Source organism: Streptococcus mitis, from assembly GCF_902159415.1.
In the GTDB taxonomy this organism is placed as follows: Bacteria; Bacillota; Bacilli; order Lactobacillales; family Streptococcaceae; genus Streptococcus; species Streptococcus mitis_BG.
The window spans coordinates 106,184-121,642 of sequence record NZ_CABGJU010000003.1 but is presented as its reverse complement, the minus strand read 5'-3'; the positions used below and the strand labels follow the sequence as shown (position 1 = coordinate 121,642).

At 40.2% G+C, this 15,459-nt stretch carries 29 protein-coding genes; all 29 read right to left on the bottom strand.

Annotated features, from left to right (window positions below):
* Window positions 1-31 precede the first annotated feature (31 nt).
* On the bottom strand, window positions 32-1,369 hold the full coding sequence (locus FN031_RS08285; protein WP_142559259.1) for a PFL family protein: 1,338 nt from the start codon (window positions 1,367-1,369) through the stop codon (window positions 32-34).
* Between the two features lie 9 nt (window positions 1,370-1,378).
* Complete coding sequence (locus FN031_RS08280; protein WP_004251126.1) at window positions 1,379-1,645, bottom strand: ACT domain-containing protein; 267 nt, start codon at window positions 1,643-1,645, stop codon at window positions 1,379-1,381.
* Between the two features lie 262 nt (window positions 1,646-1,907).
* Window positions 1,908-2,294: a 50S ribosomal protein L17 gene (rplQ, locus tag FN031_RS08275; protein WP_000331493.1), complete on the bottom strand. Its 387-nt coding sequence runs from the start codon at window positions 2,292-2,294 to the stop codon at window positions 1,908-1,910.
* Window positions 2,295-2,305: 11 nt separating this feature from the next.
* Entirely contained in the window at window positions 2,306-3,241 is a 936-nt protein-coding gene (locus FN031_RS08270) for a DNA-directed RNA polymerase subunit alpha (RefSeq protein WP_142559257.1), read from the bottom strand.
* A gap of 43 nt (window positions 3,242-3,284) precedes the next feature.
* Window positions 3,285-3,668, bottom strand: a complete 384-nt coding sequence (gene rpsK, locus FN031_RS08265; RefSeq protein ID WP_001118386.1) for a 30S ribosomal protein S11 — start codon at window positions 3,666-3,668, stop codon at window positions 3,285-3,287.
* Window positions 3,669-3,685: 17 nt separating this feature from the next.
* Window positions 3,686-4,051 carry a 30S ribosomal protein S13 gene (gene rpsM, locus FN031_RS08260; protein WP_004251117.1) on the bottom strand — a complete coding sequence of 122 codons (366 nt, stop codon included), beginning with the start codon at window positions 4,049-4,051 and terminating at the stop codon, window positions 3,686-3,688.
* 17 nt (window positions 4,052-4,068) lie between these two features.
* Entirely contained in the window at window positions 4,069-4,185 is a 117-nt protein-coding gene (rpmJ, locus tag FN031_RS08255; protein ID WP_001808836.1) for a 50S ribosomal protein L36, read from the bottom strand.
* Between the two features lie 24 nt (window positions 4,186-4,209).
* Window positions 4,210-4,428 (bottom strand): translation initiation factor IF-1, encoded by a 219-nt coding sequence (gene infA, locus FN031_RS08250; protein ID WP_001029883.1) that lies wholly within the window; start codon window positions 4,426-4,428, stop codon window positions 4,210-4,212.
* A 117-nt stretch (window positions 4,429-4,545) separates the two neighbouring features.
* Window positions 4,546-5,184 carry an adenylate kinase gene (locus tag FN031_RS08245; protein ID WP_142559255.1) on the bottom strand — a complete coding sequence of 213 codons (639 nt, stop codon included), beginning with the start codon at window positions 5,182-5,184 and terminating at the stop codon, window positions 4,546-4,548.
* A 155-nt stretch (window positions 5,185-5,339) separates the two neighbouring features.
* On the bottom strand, window positions 5,340-6,650 hold the full coding sequence (gene secY, locus FN031_RS08240) for a preprotein translocase subunit SecY (RefSeq protein WP_142559253.1): 1,311 nt from the start codon (window positions 6,648-6,650) through the stop codon (window positions 5,340-5,342).
* Between the two features lie 12 nt (window positions 6,651-6,662).
* Window positions 6,663-7,103 carry a 50S ribosomal protein L15 gene (rplO, locus tag FN031_RS08235; protein ID WP_142559251.1) on the bottom strand — a complete coding sequence of 147 codons (441 nt, stop codon included), beginning with the start codon at window positions 7,101-7,103 and terminating at the stop codon, window positions 6,663-6,665.
* Window positions 7,104-7,247: 144 nt separating this feature from the next.
* Window positions 7,248-7,430, bottom strand: coding sequence for a 50S ribosomal protein L30 (gene rpmD / locus FN031_RS08230; RefSeq protein ID WP_006154793.1), 183 nt, complete (start codon window positions 7,428-7,430; stop codon window positions 7,248-7,250).
* Window positions 7,431-7,443: 13 nt separating this feature from the next.
* On the bottom strand, window positions 7,444-7,938 hold the full coding sequence (rpsE, locus tag FN031_RS08225) for a 30S ribosomal protein S5 (protein WP_000874196.1): 495 nt from the start codon (window positions 7,936-7,938) through the stop codon (window positions 7,444-7,446).
* A gap of 17 nt (window positions 7,939-7,955) precedes the next feature.
* Entirely contained in the window at window positions 7,956-8,312 is a 357-nt protein-coding gene (gene rplR, locus FN031_RS08220; RefSeq protein WP_004251098.1) for a 50S ribosomal protein L18, read from the bottom strand.
* An 83-nt stretch (window positions 8,313-8,395) separates the two neighbouring features.
* The gene (rplF, locus tag FN031_RS08215) at window positions 8,396-8,932 is read right to left on the bottom strand and encodes a 50S ribosomal protein L6 (protein WP_075565061.1); all 537 of its coding nucleotides are present in this window, start codon (window positions 8,930-8,932) and stop codon (window positions 8,396-8,398) included.
* 191 nt (window positions 8,933-9,123) lie between these two features.
* Window positions 9,124-9,522, bottom strand: a complete 399-nt coding sequence (gene rpsH, locus FN031_RS08210) for a 30S ribosomal protein S8 (protein WP_000245504.1) — start codon at window positions 9,520-9,522, stop codon at window positions 9,124-9,126.
* A gap of 284 nt (window positions 9,523-9,806) precedes the next feature.
* The gene (locus FN031_RS08205) at window positions 9,807-9,992 is read right to left on the bottom strand and encodes a type Z 30S ribosomal protein S14 (protein WP_001085699.1); all 186 of its coding nucleotides are present in this window, start codon (window positions 9,990-9,992) and stop codon (window positions 9,807-9,809) included.
* A gap of 17 nt (window positions 9,993-10,009) precedes the next feature.
* Window positions 10,010-10,552, bottom strand: a complete 543-nt coding sequence (gene rplE, locus FN031_RS08200; RefSeq protein WP_000013542.1) for a 50S ribosomal protein L5 — start codon at window positions 10,550-10,552, stop codon at window positions 10,010-10,012.
* 23 nt (window positions 10,553-10,575) lie between these two features.
* On the bottom strand, window positions 10,576-10,881 hold the full coding sequence (gene rplX, locus FN031_RS08195; RefSeq protein ID WP_000497691.1) for a 50S ribosomal protein L24: 306 nt from the start codon (window positions 10,879-10,881) through the stop codon (window positions 10,576-10,578).
* A 72-nt stretch (window positions 10,882-10,953) separates the two neighbouring features.
* Window positions 10,954-11,322, bottom strand: a complete 369-nt coding sequence (gene rplN, locus FN031_RS08190) for a 50S ribosomal protein L14 (protein WP_002928796.1) — start codon at window positions 11,320-11,322, stop codon at window positions 10,954-10,956.
* Between the two features lie 25 nt (window positions 11,323-11,347).
* A complete protein-coding gene (gene rpsQ / locus FN031_RS08185; protein WP_000440801.1) occupies window positions 11,348-11,608 on the bottom strand; it encodes a 30S ribosomal protein S17 in 261 nt (86 codons plus the stop codon).
* 24 nt (window positions 11,609-11,632) lie between these two features.
* Entirely contained in the window at window positions 11,633-11,839 is a 207-nt protein-coding gene (rpmC, locus tag FN031_RS08180) for a 50S ribosomal protein L29 (RefSeq protein ID WP_000772918.1), read from the bottom strand.
* A 9-nt stretch (window positions 11,840-11,848) separates the two neighbouring features.
* Window positions 11,849-12,262 (bottom strand): 50S ribosomal protein L16, encoded by a 414-nt coding sequence (gene rplP, locus FN031_RS08175; protein ID WP_002928793.1) that lies wholly within the window; start codon window positions 12,260-12,262, stop codon window positions 11,849-11,851.
* 3 nt (window positions 12,263-12,265) lie between these two features.
* Window positions 12,266-12,919: a 30S ribosomal protein S3 gene (gene rpsC, locus FN031_RS08170; protein ID WP_000529936.1), complete on the bottom strand. Its 654-nt coding sequence runs from the start codon at window positions 12,917-12,919 to the stop codon at window positions 12,266-12,268.
* A 12-nt stretch (window positions 12,920-12,931) separates the two neighbouring features.
* Window positions 12,932-13,276, bottom strand: a complete 345-nt coding sequence (rplV, locus tag FN031_RS08165) for a 50S ribosomal protein L22 (protein ID WP_000818137.1) — start codon at window positions 13,274-13,276, stop codon at window positions 12,932-12,934.
* Between the two features lie 11 nt (window positions 13,277-13,287).
* A complete protein-coding gene (gene rpsS / locus FN031_RS08160; RefSeq protein WP_000533766.1) occupies window positions 13,288-13,569 on the bottom strand; it encodes a 30S ribosomal protein S19 in 282 nt (93 codons plus the stop codon).
* A gap of 102 nt (window positions 13,570-13,671) precedes the next feature.
* Window positions 13,672-14,505, bottom strand: a complete 834-nt coding sequence (gene rplB, locus FN031_RS08155) for a 50S ribosomal protein L2 (RefSeq protein WP_142559249.1) — start codon at window positions 14,503-14,505, stop codon at window positions 13,672-13,674.
* Between the two features lie 17 nt (window positions 14,506-14,522).
* Window positions 14,523-14,819 (bottom strand): 50S ribosomal protein L23, encoded by a 297-nt coding sequence (locus tag FN031_RS08150; protein WP_001055347.1) that lies wholly within the window; start codon window positions 14,817-14,819, stop codon window positions 14,523-14,525.
* Window positions 14,819-15,442 (bottom strand): 50S ribosomal protein L4, encoded by a 624-nt coding sequence (gene rplD, locus FN031_RS08145; RefSeq protein WP_000024549.1) that lies wholly within the window; start codon window positions 15,440-15,442, stop codon window positions 14,819-14,821. Before rplD ends, FN031_RS08150 begins: the two co-directional genes overlap by 1 nt.
* Window positions 15,443-15,459 lie beyond the last annotated feature (17 nt).

Below are 15,459 nucleotides of genomic sequence, written 5' to 3'. Positions count from 1 at the left end.
TAAATTGACCTTAAACCATTTCATTTTTTTATTAATTTTTAAAACTATGAATTGGAGCTGGAATTTGACCTCCACGAGCAATAAAGTCGACTGATGAAGCCCCATTGACTTTCATAACTGGGGCTGTTCCCAGTAAGCCTCCAAACTCAATCATATCGCCTTCTTTACCCTTTGGAATGATACGAACAGCCGTTGTTTTCATATTAATGACACCAATTGCTGCCTCATCCGCAATCATAGCCGCAATGGTTTCGGCAGGTGTATCTTCAGGGATAGCAATCATATCCAAGCCAACTGAACAGATAGCTGTCATGGCTTCTAATTTCTCAAGATTTAGGGAACCATTCTGCACTGCGGCTATCATACCCTCATCCTCTGAAACTGGGATAAAAGCTCCTGACAGACCTCCAACTTGGTTGCAAGCCATCACTCCGCCTTTTTTTACTTGGTCATTTAAAAGAGCTAAAGCGGCAGTGGTCCCATGAGTCCCAACTGTTTCAAGTCCCATTTCTTCCAGAACACGAGCTACAGAGTCCCCAACTGCTGGAGTCGGAGCTAAACTTAGATCAACAATACCAAAATCAACACCTAGTCTTTCACTAGCCATCTGTCCAACTAATTGACCAATCCGGGTAATCTTGAAAGCTGTTTTCTTAACAGTCTCTGCCACTACATCAAAGCTTTGCCCACGAACTTTTTCTAAGGCACGTTTAACTACACCAGGACCTGACACACCAATATTAATAATAACATCAGCTTCGCCAACTCCATGAAAAGCTCCTGCCATAAATGGATTGTCTTCAACTGCATTGGCAAAAACGACTAATTTAGCAGCTCCCATATCAGAAAGATTAGCAGTTTCCTTAATGATTCGTCCCATATCGGCAACTGCGGTCATATTGATTCCAGACTTAGTTGATCCAATATTTACTGAAGAACAAACTTTGTCTGTCTCAGCTAAAGCACGCGGAATCGAATTGATGAGTATTTCATCTCCTTTTTGGTAACCTTTTTGAACTAAGGCAGAAAAGCCACCAATAAAATCAACACCAATTTCTTTTGCTGCTCTATCCAAAGCTTTGGCTAACGGTACATAGTCTGTTGCATCTGTAGCAGCACCAATTAGAGAGATTGGTGTTACTGATACACGTTTATTGACAATGGGTATACCTAACTCAGCAGAGATTTCATCACCGACAGCAACTAAATTCGCCGCCTTAGTTGTAATCTTTTTATATATTTTATCTGCAGCCTTATCAATATCTGGATCAATACAATCCAAGAGCGAAATACCCATGGTAATGGTACGAATATCGAAATTTTGCTCCTCAATCATTGCAATTGTTTCGGTAACTTGTCTAATATCCATAAACGCCTCCTAGATATTATACATAGCATCGAAAATTGCTGCACTTTGAATATTAATTTTAACATTCAAGGTCTGGCCAAAAGCTTCAAACTCATTTCTTAGTTGAGTAAAATCTTGTTTTTCATTACTGGATACTACAGCCATCATGGTAAAGAACTCATCCAAGACAGTTTGTGAAATATCATCAATATTTAATCCTAATTCAGCAATCTTAGTCGCAACACCTGCAACAATACCACCCTTATCTTTTCCAACAACAGTTATAATAGCTTTCATACTTTTCCTCTACTTATTAAATTTAGAAAAACTGAAGTATTTTGGTTTTCTATTTCACTAGTATAGCATATTTCAGATAAAAATACGCAAAAACGCCTGCTTACGAAATTGTTCTTAAGCTAAAAACAATTTCGTAAACAAGCGTCTACCCTATCATCTTATGATGAGTGTTCCCGCTAGGATATAAATCCTAGCGGTAGACCAGAGCTAGACTAAGAGCCACAAGGCTCCATCATCATAACACTCAACAAAATTGATGATTTTATACTAATTCGATGATCGCCATTGGCGCTGCATCACCACGACGTGGTTCAGTCTTAAGGATACGAGTGTATCCACCGTTACGCTCAGCATAACGAGGTGCGATTTCTGAGAACAATTTTTGAAGTGCTGTAGTAGAAGTATACTTATCAGTTGCTTCATCATAGTTTTCAGATGCGATTTCATTACGTACAAAAGCAGCAGCTTGACGACGTGCATGCAAATCACCACGTTTACCTAGAGTAATCATTTTTTCAACAGTTTTACGGATTTCTTTAGCACGAGCTTCAGTTGTCACGATTGATTCGTTGATCAAAAGGTCAGTTGTCAAATCGCGAAGCATTGCTTTACGTTGTGAGCTAGTGCGTCCTAGTTTACGGTAAGCCATGTATTCCTCCTTTATTTATCTTTTAATCCAAGACCCAAATCAATGAGTTTGAGTTTCACTTCTTCCAAACTCTTGCGTCCAAGATTTCTTACTTTCATCATCTCTGCTTCAGATTTTTCTGTCAAATCATGCACAGTATTAATACCAGCACGTTTCAAACAGTTATATGAACGCACAGACAAATCAAGTTCCTCAATCGTACGTTCCAAAATACGGTCGTCCGATTCAGTATCTGCTTCTTTCATCACTTCTGCTGACTTAGCAATTTCTGTAAGATTTGTAAACAAATCAAGGTGTTCAGTCAAAATACGTGCTGAAAGCCCTAAAGCATCTTCTGGAATAATTGTTCCATTTGTCAAGATTTCAAGGGTTAATTTGTCGAAACCATCATTGCTTCCTACACGAGCAGGTTCAACTTGATAGTTGACTTTTGTAACTGGTGTATAAATAGAATCTACAGCAAGTGTTCCAACAGGTGCATTATCTCTCTTATTTTCATCAGCAGGTACATATCCACGACCACTGTTAACAGTCATTGTGGCCTTAAGCGATGATCCTTCACCGATTGTGAAAAGATAATGATCTGGATTTACGATTTCAATATCGCTATCAGTTAAAATATCCCCAGCTGTTACTTCAGCAGGTCCTTCAACATCAAGTTCAATGATCTTTTCGTCTTTTACATAAGATTTAACCGCAATTCCTTTAATGTTCAGAATGATTTGCATCACGTCTTCGCGAACACCTGGAATGGTATCAAATTCATGTAATACACCATCGATATCGATAGAGGTAACAGCCGCTCCTGGAAGAGAAGCAAGTAGTACACGACGAAGAGAGTTACCAAGTGTTGTACCGTATCCACGTTCTAGTGGCTCGATTACAAACTTGCCATAATCTTTATTTTCATCAATTTTTGTTATATTTGGTTTTTCAAACTCGATCATTTAGTTACTCCCTCTTAAACGAAAAGCAGTGTAAAGGTAATGATTATACACGGCGACGTTTTGGAGGACGAGCACCATTGTGTGGCACTGGAGTCACATCACGAATTGCTGTTACTTCAAGACCAGCGGCAGCAAGAGCACGAATAGCTGACTCACGACCAGAGCCTGGACCTTTTACAGTAACTTCAACTGATTTAAGACCGTGTTCTTGTGCAGATTTAGCAGCAGCTTCTGAAGCCATTTGAGCAGCAAATGGTGTAGATTTACGAGAACCTTTGAAACCAAGAGCACCAGCTGATGACCAAGAAATTGCATTACCATGCACATCAGTAATCATAACAATAGTGTTATTAAATGTAGCGTGAATATGAGCAATACCAGATTCGATATTCTTCTTCACACGACGTTTACGTGTTGGTTTAGCCAAGACTTTTACCTCCTATATTATTTTTTCTTACCAGCAATCGCAACAGCTTTACCTTTACGAGTGCGAGCGTTGTTTTTAGTGTTTTGTCCACGGACAGGAAGTCCACGACGGTGACGGATTCCACGGTATGAACCGATTTCCATCAAACGTTTGATGTTCAAGTTCACTTCACGACGAAGGTCACCTTCAACTTTAATTGCATCCACTTCACGACGGATAGCATCTTCTTGATCAGATGTAAGATCACGAACACGAATATCTTCTGAAACTCCAGCAGCTGCTAAAATCTTTTGAGATGTTGCAAGTCCGATACCATAGACATAAGTCAATGAGATAACTACGCGTTTGTCATTTGGAATATCAACTCCAGCAATACGAGCCATGTTTTCTCCTTTCTATCTTATCCTTGACGTTGTTTGTGTTTTGGATTCGCTGGGCAAATTACCATAACACGACCATTACGACGAATTACTTTACAGTATTCGCAAATTGGTTTGACCGATGGTCTTACTTTCATTTCTTATCCCTCCAAGTTTTTCGATTATTTAAAGCGGTAAGTGATGCGTCCACGTGTCAAGTCGTATGGACTCATTTCAACAGTAACACGATCTCCCGCTAAAATACGAATATAGTTTTTACGAATTTTACCAGAAACTGTTGCTAAAATCTGATGTCCATTTTCAAGTTCAACCGTAAACATTGCATTCGGCATAGTATCAACTACTTTACCTTCAACTTCAATCACATCGTCTTTTGCCACGCAAAAGTACCTCCATAAATTTCGATTTGATGCCTCTAGACACAGAGACAACAATTATAAGTCAGACTAACTCAGTATAACATTTGTAGAGACATTTTGCAAGCATGAAAAACGCTTTTATTTCAAATTTGTCAATACTTTTTCGATATCTGCAAAGACTTCATCAATATCCTTGTTCCCTTGGATATCATGCACTAAGCCTTTGTTGCGATAGTAAGCAATAATAGGTTCACCTTGAGCAATGTTCACATCTAAACGACGCTTAACAGTCTCTGGTTTATCATCTTCACGTTGGTAGTAATCTTCCTCTTTGTAATCAACTGGTGGGTTAAATACTTTATGGAAAGTTTCTCCAGTGATGCGGTGAATAATACGACCGCTCAAACGTTCCAAAAGGGAATCTGGGTTCACTTCAATATTAATAACCCCTTCAAGTTCAATACCAAGATCTGCTAAAATTTGATCCAACGCATGGGCTTGTTCAATAGTACGTGGGAAACCATCCAAAAGGAATCCTTTTTCCTTAATATCATCCTGAGCCAAACGTTCTTTGACGATACCATTTGTAACTTCATCTGGAACTAGCTCCCCTTTATCGATATAAGATTTAGCAAGAACACCCATTTCAGTTTGGTTGGCCATAGCTGCACGGAACATATCCCCTGTAGAGATATGTGCAACGTTAAATTGTTCTACAATTTTTACTGCTTGGGTACCTTTACCTGCCCCAGGTAATCCCATAATCAAAAGATTCATGATTCAATCTCCTTATTTTATTTTTAAGTAGAAGTACAAATATTTTCTACTCTTACTTAAAAACAAAATAGAAGAGAGGAGTAAAAAATCTGACAAGGTCTTTGATTTTTACACTCCACTCTCTAAGTAATAGTGAATGAATATTTCTATTACATTTATTCTGCTCTATCCATGAAACCAACATATTTACGTTTCAATAGATATCCTTCTAACTGCTTAATTCCTTCAATACCTGTAGAGATAATGATTAGCAAACTTGTTCCCCCAAAAGCGACAACTTCTGAAAGACCAAATAAATCTTTAGCTACGATTGGTAAGATAGAAATCACACCAAGGAAAAGTGAACCTACTGTTGCAAGGCGACGAAGAAGTTTTGACATATACTCTTCTGTTCCTTTACCAGGACGGACACCGTGGATATAGGCTCCACTCTTTTGTAAGTTTTCTGCAGCTTTCTCTGGATTAATCTGTACAAATGTATAGAAGAAAGTAAAGAGAATAATTAGCAGAGCATACAAAGCAATTCCTGTAGGAGCTGATGTAGATAACATCTCTTGAGCAGTACGAACCCATTCCCAGTTTAGTCCAGTTGCACTTACAAACTGAAGTATTGCCGCTGGCGCTGCTGTAATGGAACTAGCAAAGATAACAGGAATAACTCCAGCTGGATTTATCTTCAATGGAAGATATGAACTAGATGGTGCACCCTGTGCTACCTTTGTATATTGGATTGGGATTTTGTACTCAGCTTGTTGCACGTACGTTGTGAAATAGATAATCAACAAAACTGCAACAATTAAAATACCAACAAAGATTAGTGACGAAGTGAAGCGATCACTTGGTACATTGACAAAGTAATCAACATAAATGCCTTTAATCATGTCAGGAATTGAAGCAACAATCCCGGCAAAGATGATCATTGATACACCGTTACCGTATCCTTTATCTGTAATCTGCTCTCCCAACCAAGTTACTATCATACTTCCCGCAGTTAAAATGATACCAATCATAATAAACACTTGCGGAGTCAAGGCAGTAGTTAAAAGTTTAGCTCCTGAAAGAGCGTTAAATCCAGCAGTAATTCCGATAGATTGAACAAATGCAAGTATAAGCGCAATGTATCGAGTTGCTTGATTTAACTTTCTTCGACCAACTTCCCCTTGTTTCCCCCACTCTACAAACTTCGGCAATAAATCCATTTGTAGAAGTTGGACAACGATTGAAGCGGTAATGTAAGGACTAACACCAAGTGCAAACACTGAGAAGTTTTTCATGGCATTACCTGACACCAAGCTTAACATATTTAAGAAGGATAAACCGCTCAAAGCGTTTAAGCTATTGGCATTTACCCAAGGAACAGTGATACTAGTTCCGATACGAAATACAAGGACAATAAAAATTGTAAATAAAATTTTTGATCGTACTTGTTTAACTTTGAGTGCTTCTCTCAGTAATTTAAAAAACATAGGTCACCTCACTTAGATGACTTCAACTGAACCACCTTTAGCAGTGATAGCTTCTTCAGCTGATTTAGAGAACTTAGCAGCTTTAACAGTCAACTTCTTAGTCAACTCACCGTTACCAAGAATCTTGATACCTGATTTTTCAGATTTAACAATTCCTGATTCTACAAGTACCACTGGAGTTACTTCAGCACCGTCATCAAAGGCGTTCAATTGGTCAAGGTTAACAATCGCATATTCTTTAGCGTTGATGTTAGTAAATCCACGTTTTGGAAGACGACGGAACAATGGAGTTTGTCCACCTTCAAAACCAAGGCGTACTCCGCCACCGCTACGAGCTTTTTGACCTTTTTGACCACGACCAGATGTTTTACCGTTACCTGATGAAGTACCACGACCTACACGGTTACGATTTTTACGAGAACCTTCTGCAGGTTTCAATTCATGAAGTTTCATTATATATTTTCTCCTCTTTTGTAAAATGCTAGCGCCGATAAGAGAGAAAAGGTTGTCTCTCCTATCAACTCGCCTATACTGAGTCATTTAAGATGACTATATCTAGTTTTAGGGGATGAGTAGATGCACATCCCCTAAATATTATTATTTTACTTCTTCAACTGTTACCAAGTGAGATACTGCAGTGATCATACCACGGATTGCAGCGTTATCTTCTTTAATAACAGAGCTGTTCAATTTGCCAAGTCCAAGTGCTACAACAGTTTTACGTTGTGATGGAATGCGTCCGATTGGAGACTTAGTCAAAGTAATTTTAATTTGAGCCATTTTATCCCCTTTCTTATGCCAAATCAGAAACTGAAATACCACGAAGGGCAGCAACTTCTTCAGCGCGTTTCAATTGTTTCAAACCTTCAACAGTTGCACGAACAATGTTGATTGGAGTGTTAGAGCCAAGTGATTTAGATGTAATATCAGCAACACCTGCCAATTCCACAACGGCACGAACCGCACCACCAGCGGCAACTCCAGAACCTTCTACAGCTGGTTTCAACAATACTTTAGCTCCACCGAATTCTGAAAGAACTTCGTGTGGGATTGTTGTTCCAACCATAGGAACTTCGATCAAGTTTTTCTTAGCATCGTCTACTGCTTTACGGATTGCTTCTGGAACTTCTTGAGCTTTACCAGTACCAAATCCTACGCGACCATTGTGGTCACCAACAACCACAAGAGCTGCAAAACGTAGACGGCGTCCACCTTTAACAACTTTTGTAACACGGTTAACAGCAACTACGCGTTCTTCAAATTCAACTGCATTGTCTTTAAATGCCATTTTCTAGTGTCCTCCTATTAGAATTTCAATCCGTTTTCACGAGCTGCATCAGCCAAAGCTTTCACACGTCCGTGATATAGATATCCACCGCGGTCGAACACCACTTCAGAAATACCTTTAGCACTTGCACGTTCTGCAACGAGTTTACCGACAGCAACGGCTTGTTCAGTTTTAGTTCCTTTTGAAACTTCTTTGTCAAGAGTTGAAGCACTTGCGAGCGTTACACCCGCTACGTCATCAATCACTTGAGCGTAGATGCCTGTATTAGAACGGAATACGTTCAAACGTGGGCGATCAGCAGTTCCAGAGAGTTTTCCGCGAACGCGACGGTGGCGTTTTTGGCGGAGTTTGTTTTTATCTGGTTTAGAAATCACAGTTTTCACCTCTTTAATTTTAAATCGTGTGCTATGCACAAAGTTGGTAATGAGGTTGGTGGTTGAAAATCAACCACTCAACATTATTTACCAGTTTTACCTTCTTTAAGACGAACATATTCGCCAACGTAACGGATACCTTTACCTTTGTATGGTTCTGGTGAACGAAGGCTACGTACGTAAGCAGCTGTTTGACCAACTACCTCTTTTGAAATTCCGCTGATAACGATAGTCGTTGGGTTTGGAAGTTCAAAAGTAATTCCTGCTGGAGCTTCAACTTCATCTGGATGTGATTTACCAACAGCCAAAACAAGTTTGTTTCCTTGAAGTTGAGCACGGTAACCAACCCCACGCATTTCAAGTTCTTTCTTGAATCCTTCTGAAACACCAATAACCATGTTGTTCAAAAGTGCACGAGTAGTTCCGTGGATAGTTTTCATTTCTTTTGAATCGTTTGGACGGTGAAGAGTTACTTCAGTACCTTCCACACGGATTTCAATATCTTTTGAGAACTCACGAGTAAGTTCTCCTTTAGGTCCTTTTACAGTTACAACGTTGTCATTGTTAGTGAGTTCAACACCAGCAGGCAACACGATAACTTTATTACCAATACGTGACATGTTTTTATTCTCCTGTTAAATTGTCAGGCCATAAAGGCCAGTTTTCACGGGGTTAAGATACTTATTTAGTTCAAGAGCTGAACTGAACACGCTCTAAGAACTGTGCAAAATAGATAAGTTGGCTTGTTTGTAAGCAAACTGCTCCAACTTCCTAATTTTGCTTTGTTCTTTACGAGCTTTGTATCTTGATTTTACCAAACGTAAGCGATAACTTCCCCACCAACATTCTTTTGGCGAGCTTCTTTATCAGTAAGCAAACCTTCTGAAGTTGAAAGGATAGCAATTCCAAGACCGTTAAGTACTTTTGGAAGATCTTCACGTTTTTTGTAGACACGAAGTCCTGGTTTAGAAACACGTTTCAAGTTAGTGATAACTTTTTCACCGTTTGGTCCGTATTTAAGGAATACACGGATGATGCCTTGTTTGTCATCTTCGATGATTTCTACGTTCTTTACAAAACCTTCGCGTTTAAGGATTTCAGCAATCCCTTTTTTAATGTTTGATGCAGGTACTTCAAGTACTTCGTGTTTTGCTTGGTTAGCGTTACGAATACGAGTTAGGAAGTCTGCGATTGGGTCAGTCATAACCATTTTATTTTTCTCCTCTTACTAGTAGTTTGCAAGTTGCACTTGCTAGTTAATACATGATACAGAGAGCGTAACAGCAAGAGCAAAAATAGGCAATTTATTGCAGGAGCCATGCTCCAAAGTAAATTGGTCTTTTTTGCCAAAGCTGTAGCTCGTGTTCAAATTTGCTAGCCAAACTGAACTCGGGCTAAACTCTGTGTGAAAAAGATGAACTTTCCTAGAAACAAAAGTTTCTTCGTCAAGTTCCCTATTTTCACTTGGAGTTTCGACGCCCTTAATATCTTAAATTACCAAGATGCTTTTGTTACACCAGGAATTTGACCTTTATATGCCAATTCACGGAAGCAAACACGGCAAAGTTTAAACTTGCGGTAAACTGAGTGTGGACGTCCACAACGTTCACAGCGAGTGTATGCTTGAGTAGAGAACTTCGCTGGGCGTTTGTTCTTAGCAATCATAGATTTTTTAGCCATTAGTTATACCTCCTATATTATTTTGCAAAAGGCATTCCAAGGCCTGTAAGCAATGCACGTGACTCTTCGTCAGTGTTAGCAGTAGTTACGATAACGATGTCAAGACCTCGAGTTTTGTCAACGTCATCAAAGTTGATTTCTGGGAAAATCAATTGCTCTTTCACACCAAGTGTGTAGTTTCCACGTCCGTCAAATGATTTTGTTGGAACACCGTGGAAGTCACGTACACGTGGAAGTGATACTGAAACCAATTTATCCAAGAATTCGTACATACGTTCACCACGAAGGGTAACTTTTGCACCGATCGCAACACCTTCACGAAGACGGAAGCCGGCGATAGATTTTTTAGCTTTAGTGATAAGTGGTTTTTGACCTGAGATAAGCGCCAATTCTTCAGCAGCTTTTTCAAGGCTTTTAGCGTTTGATACTGCTTCACCAACACCCATGTTCAAAACGATCTTATCCACTTTAGGAACAGCCATCACTGATGAGTAGTTAAATTGTTCTGTCAAAGCAGGAACTACTTCATTAAGATATTTTTCTTTTAAACGATTTGCCATTATACTTCTCCTTTCCTTCGTGATTAATCAAGCACTTCGCCTGATTTTTTGTTGTAGCGAACTTTTTTACCGTCTACAAATTTGTAACCAACACGACCAGCTACACCATTTTTGTCCAAAACTTGAACGTTTGATACGTGGATAGCTGCTTCCTTCTCGATGATACCACCTTGAGGAAGTTCGTTAGTTGGACGTTGGTGTTTCTTAACGATGTTAACACCTTCAACGATAACTTTGTTTACTTTTGGAAGGGCAGTAAGGACAACAGCTTCTGTTCCCTTATCTTTACCAGCGATTACGCGAACTTTGTCGCCTTTTTTTACAAACATTCTTTTCTCCTTTTATTCTTACGCCCAATGGGCACCCTGGCTAGGCCAGGGGACTGTGTTTGTTTTTATTGATTAAAGTACTTCTGGAGCAAGTGACACGATCTTCATGAAGCCACCTTCACGCAATTCACGTGCAACTGGGCCAAAGATACGTGTTCCGCGAGGAGTTTTGTCGTCACGGATGATAACTGCTGCGTTTTCGTCAAATTTGATGTATGAACCATCAGCACGACGAGCACCTGATTTAGTACGAACGATAACTGCTTTAACAACGTCACCTTTTTTAACCGCACCACCAGGAGTAGCTTGTTTTACAGATGCCACAATAACATCACCGATGTTTGCAAATTTACGTCCTGAACCACCAAGAACTTTGATAGTCAAGATTTCGCGAGCACCGCTGTTGTCTGCGACTTTCAAACGAGTTTCTGTTTGAATCATTTCAGTTTTCTCCTTTCAGGTTTGATTAGATGATTACCGCTTCTTCAACAACTTCTACAAGACGGAAGCGTTTTGTAGCTGAAAGCGGGCGAGTTTCCATGATACGTACGATATCGCCTTCTTTGGCAACATTGTTTTCATCATGTGCTTTGTATTTTTTAGAGTAGTTAATACGTTTACCATAGACTGGGTGGTTACGTTTTGTTTCAACTACAACTGTGATTGTCTTGTCCATTTTGTCAGATACAACACGTCCAACAAGAACTTTACGATTATTGCGTTCCATTGAAATTTCTCCTTCCCTAGTCTATTATTTCGCTTCAGATTGAACTGTTTTGATACGAGCGATTTGTTTTTTAACTTCTTTCAAGCGAGCTGTTTGTTCTAATTGACCAGTAGCAGCTTGGAAACGAAGTTCAAACAATTCTTTTTTCAATTCGTTTTCGCGCTTCGCGAGTTCTTCTTGAGAAAGACCACGAAGTTCTTTAACAAATTCTTTTACTTCATTAAGTTTCATGCCTTCTCCTTATTCTGCTTCACGTTTTACGAATTTACATTTAACTGGCAATTTGTGGCTTGCAAGACGAAGCGCTTCGCGAGCAACTTCTTCAGATACGCCAGCAACTTCAAACATTACTTTACCACGTTTAACTGGTGCTACCCAACCTTCAGGTGCCCCTTTACCAGATCCCATACGAACCCCGATAGCTTTAGCTGTGTAAGATTTGTGTGGGAAGATTTTAATCCAAACTTTACCACCACGTTTCATGTAACGAGTCATGGCGATACGAGCAGCTTCGATTTGGCGGTTAGTGATCCAGTGGCTAGTTGTAGCTTGAAGACCGTATTCACCGAATGCTACTTCTTTTCCACCTTTTGCTTCACCGCGCATTTTACCACGGAATTCACGACGGTGTTTAACACGTTTAGGTACTAACATTGGTTATTTACCTCCTTTAGTGTTTTTACGAGCTGGAAGAACTTCACCACGGTAAATCCATACTTTAACACCAAGTTTACCGTATGTAGTATCTGCTTCTTCCCAAGCGTAATCGATATCTGCGCGAAGTGTGTGAAGCGGAACTGTTCCTTCAGAGTATCCTTCAGCACGGGCAATATCTGCACCGTTCAAACGACCTGATACTTGAGTTTTAATTCCTTTAGCTCCAGCACGCATAGCACGTTGGATTGCTTGTTTTTGTGCACGACGGAAAGCAACACGTTGCTCCAATTGACGAGCAATTCCTTCACCAACAAGGTGAGCATCCAAATCAGGTTGTTTGATCTCGATGATGTTGATGTGTACTTGTTTTCCAGTCAATTTGTTAAGTTTAGCACGGAGTGCATCAACGTTAGCACCACCTTTACCGATAACCATACCTGGTTTAGCAGTGTGAAGTGAAACGTTAACCTTGTTTACTGCGCGTTCGATTTCAATAGTTGAAACTGCTGCGTCAGCTAGTTCTTTTTGAACGAATTTACGGATTGCAAGATCTTCATGAAGGTAATCCGCGTATTCTTTTTCAGCATACCATTTGGCATCCCAATCACGGATGATGCCGACACGCATACCAATTGGATGTACTTTTTGACCCACGATTTTACCTCCTTATTTTTCTGCAACAGCTACAGTGATGTGAGCTGTACGTTTGTTGATTGGTGAAGCTGAACCTTTCGCACGTGGACGGAAACGTTTCATAGTTGGTCCTTCATTTGCGAATGCTTCAGATACTACCAAGTTAGCTTTATCCAAACCAAAGTTGTTTTCAGCGTTAGCTACAGCTGAGTTCAAAACTTTCAAGATGATTTCAGCAGCTTTGTTTGGAGTGAATGTCAAGATTGCAATAGCATCGGCTACGCTTTTACCACGAATGTTGTCAAGAACAAGACGTGATTTACGAGGTGAAACACGTACTGTACGAGCCATTGCTTTAGCTGAAGTAATTTCTGCCATTTATGTTCTCCTTATTTTCTACGTGTTTTCTTGTCGTCTGCAGCGTGACCTTTGTAAGTACGAGTTGGTGCGAATTCACCAAGTTTGTGACCTACCATGTCTTCTTGGATGTAAACAGGTACGTGTTTACGTCCATCGTATACTGCAATTGTGTAACCAATGAAACTTGGGAAGATCGTTGAACGACGTGACCAAGTTTTAATAACTTTTTTCTTTTCGTCATTAGCTTGAGCTTCAACTTTTTTCATCAAATGCTCATCGACGAAAGGTCCTTTTTTAAGACTGCGTCCCATTTTTATATTTTCTCCTTTAAATATAGTACCACAGCGGCTTGCGTTCACAAGGAACGCTACCGAGCTGGCGGATTATCTAGCGCTTAAGCGACTAGTTCTAAATTATTTCTCGTTGCGACGACGAATGATAAGTTTGTCAGATTTCGCTTTCTTGTTACGAGTTTTAAGACCAAGAGCAGGTTTGCCCCATGGAGTTGATGGTGCTTTACGACCAACTGGTGCTTTACCTTCACCACCACCGTGTGGGTGATCGTTAGGGTTCATTACAGAACCACGAACTGTTGGGCGGATACCCTTCCAACGGCTACGTCCTGCTTTACCAAGGTTTACAAGTCCATGTTGTTCGTTTCCGACAACACCAACTGTAGCACGACAAGTTCCAAGAATCATACGAACTTCACCTGATTGAAGACGAACAAGAACGTATTTACCTTCTTGACCCAATACTTGAGCAGAAGCTCCAGCAGCACGTACCAATTCCCCACCACGACCTGGTTTCAATTCGATGTTGTGGATCAAAGTACCAACTGGGATGTTAGCAAGTGGAAGAGCGTTTCCGACTTTGATATCTGCTTCTGGACCTGAAACGATACGTTGACCTACTTCAAGACCTTTTGGAGCGATGATGTATGCTTTCACACCGTCAGTGTAGTGTACAAGAGCGATGTTTGCAGAACGGTTTGGATCGTACTCGATAGTTTTAACAACTGCTTCAACGTTGTCTTTGTTACGTTTAAAGTCAACCAAACGGTAGAAACGTTTGTGTCCACCACCTTGGTGACGAACTGTGATACGACCGTTGTTGTTACGACCAGCCTTGCTCTTCAATGCAACAAGCAATGATTTTTCAGGAGTGCTTGTTGTGATTTCAGCGAAATCCAAAGAAGTCATATTACGGCGACCGTTTGTTGTTGGTTTATAAACACGAATTCCCACGATATTTCCTCCTTAGATTATTCAGCTTCAGCTGCAAACAACTCGATTGCTTTTGAATCAGCTGTAAGAGTGATGATAGCTTTTTTAGTTTTGTTAGTAAAACCAGTGTAACGTCCAACACGTTTAGCTTTAGGTTTCACGTTGATTGTGTTAACATTTGCAACTTTAACACCTTCAAAAGCAGCTTCAACAGCTTGCTTGATCAAAAGTTTGTGTGCACGAGTGTCAACTTCAAATACATATTTGCCTGCTTCAAGTTGAGCCATTGAGCTTTCAGTGATAACAGGTTTTTTGATAACATCATACAAATTCATTATGCAAGAACCTCCTCGATTTTAGAGATAGCTGCTTGAGTAACAAGAAGTTTGTCACTATTTGCGATGTCAAGAACACTTGCAGTAGTAGCAGTCGCAACTTTCACGTTTGGAAGGTTACGAGCTGAGAGAGCTGCGAATTCGTTTCCTTCTTCAAGAATAACAAGGACTTTAGAATCGATGCTCAAAGCTGCAAGAACTTTTGCAAATTCAGCAGTTTTTGGAGCTGTAAATTCAAGAGAATCAACGGCTACAAATTTGTTTTCAGCAACTTTCTCTGAGTAAACAGATTTAAGCGCAAGGCGACGAACTTTTTGAGGAAGTTTGTACGCATAGCTACGTGGAGTTGGTCCGAAGACGATTCCACCACCACGCCATTGTGGAGAGCGGATAGAACCTTGACGAGCACGTCCAGTTCCTTTTTGACGCCATGGTTTGCGTCCGCCACCTGAAACAGCTGAGCGGTTTTTAACTGCGTGAGTTCCTTGACGAAGGCTAGCACGTTGGCTGATGATCACATCAAACACAACAGATTGGTTTGGTTCGATACCAAAGATTGCATCGTTAAGAACAACTTCGCCCGCTTGTTTACCAGTTTGGTCGAATAATGTTACATTTGCCATTTTGACTGTATTCCCCT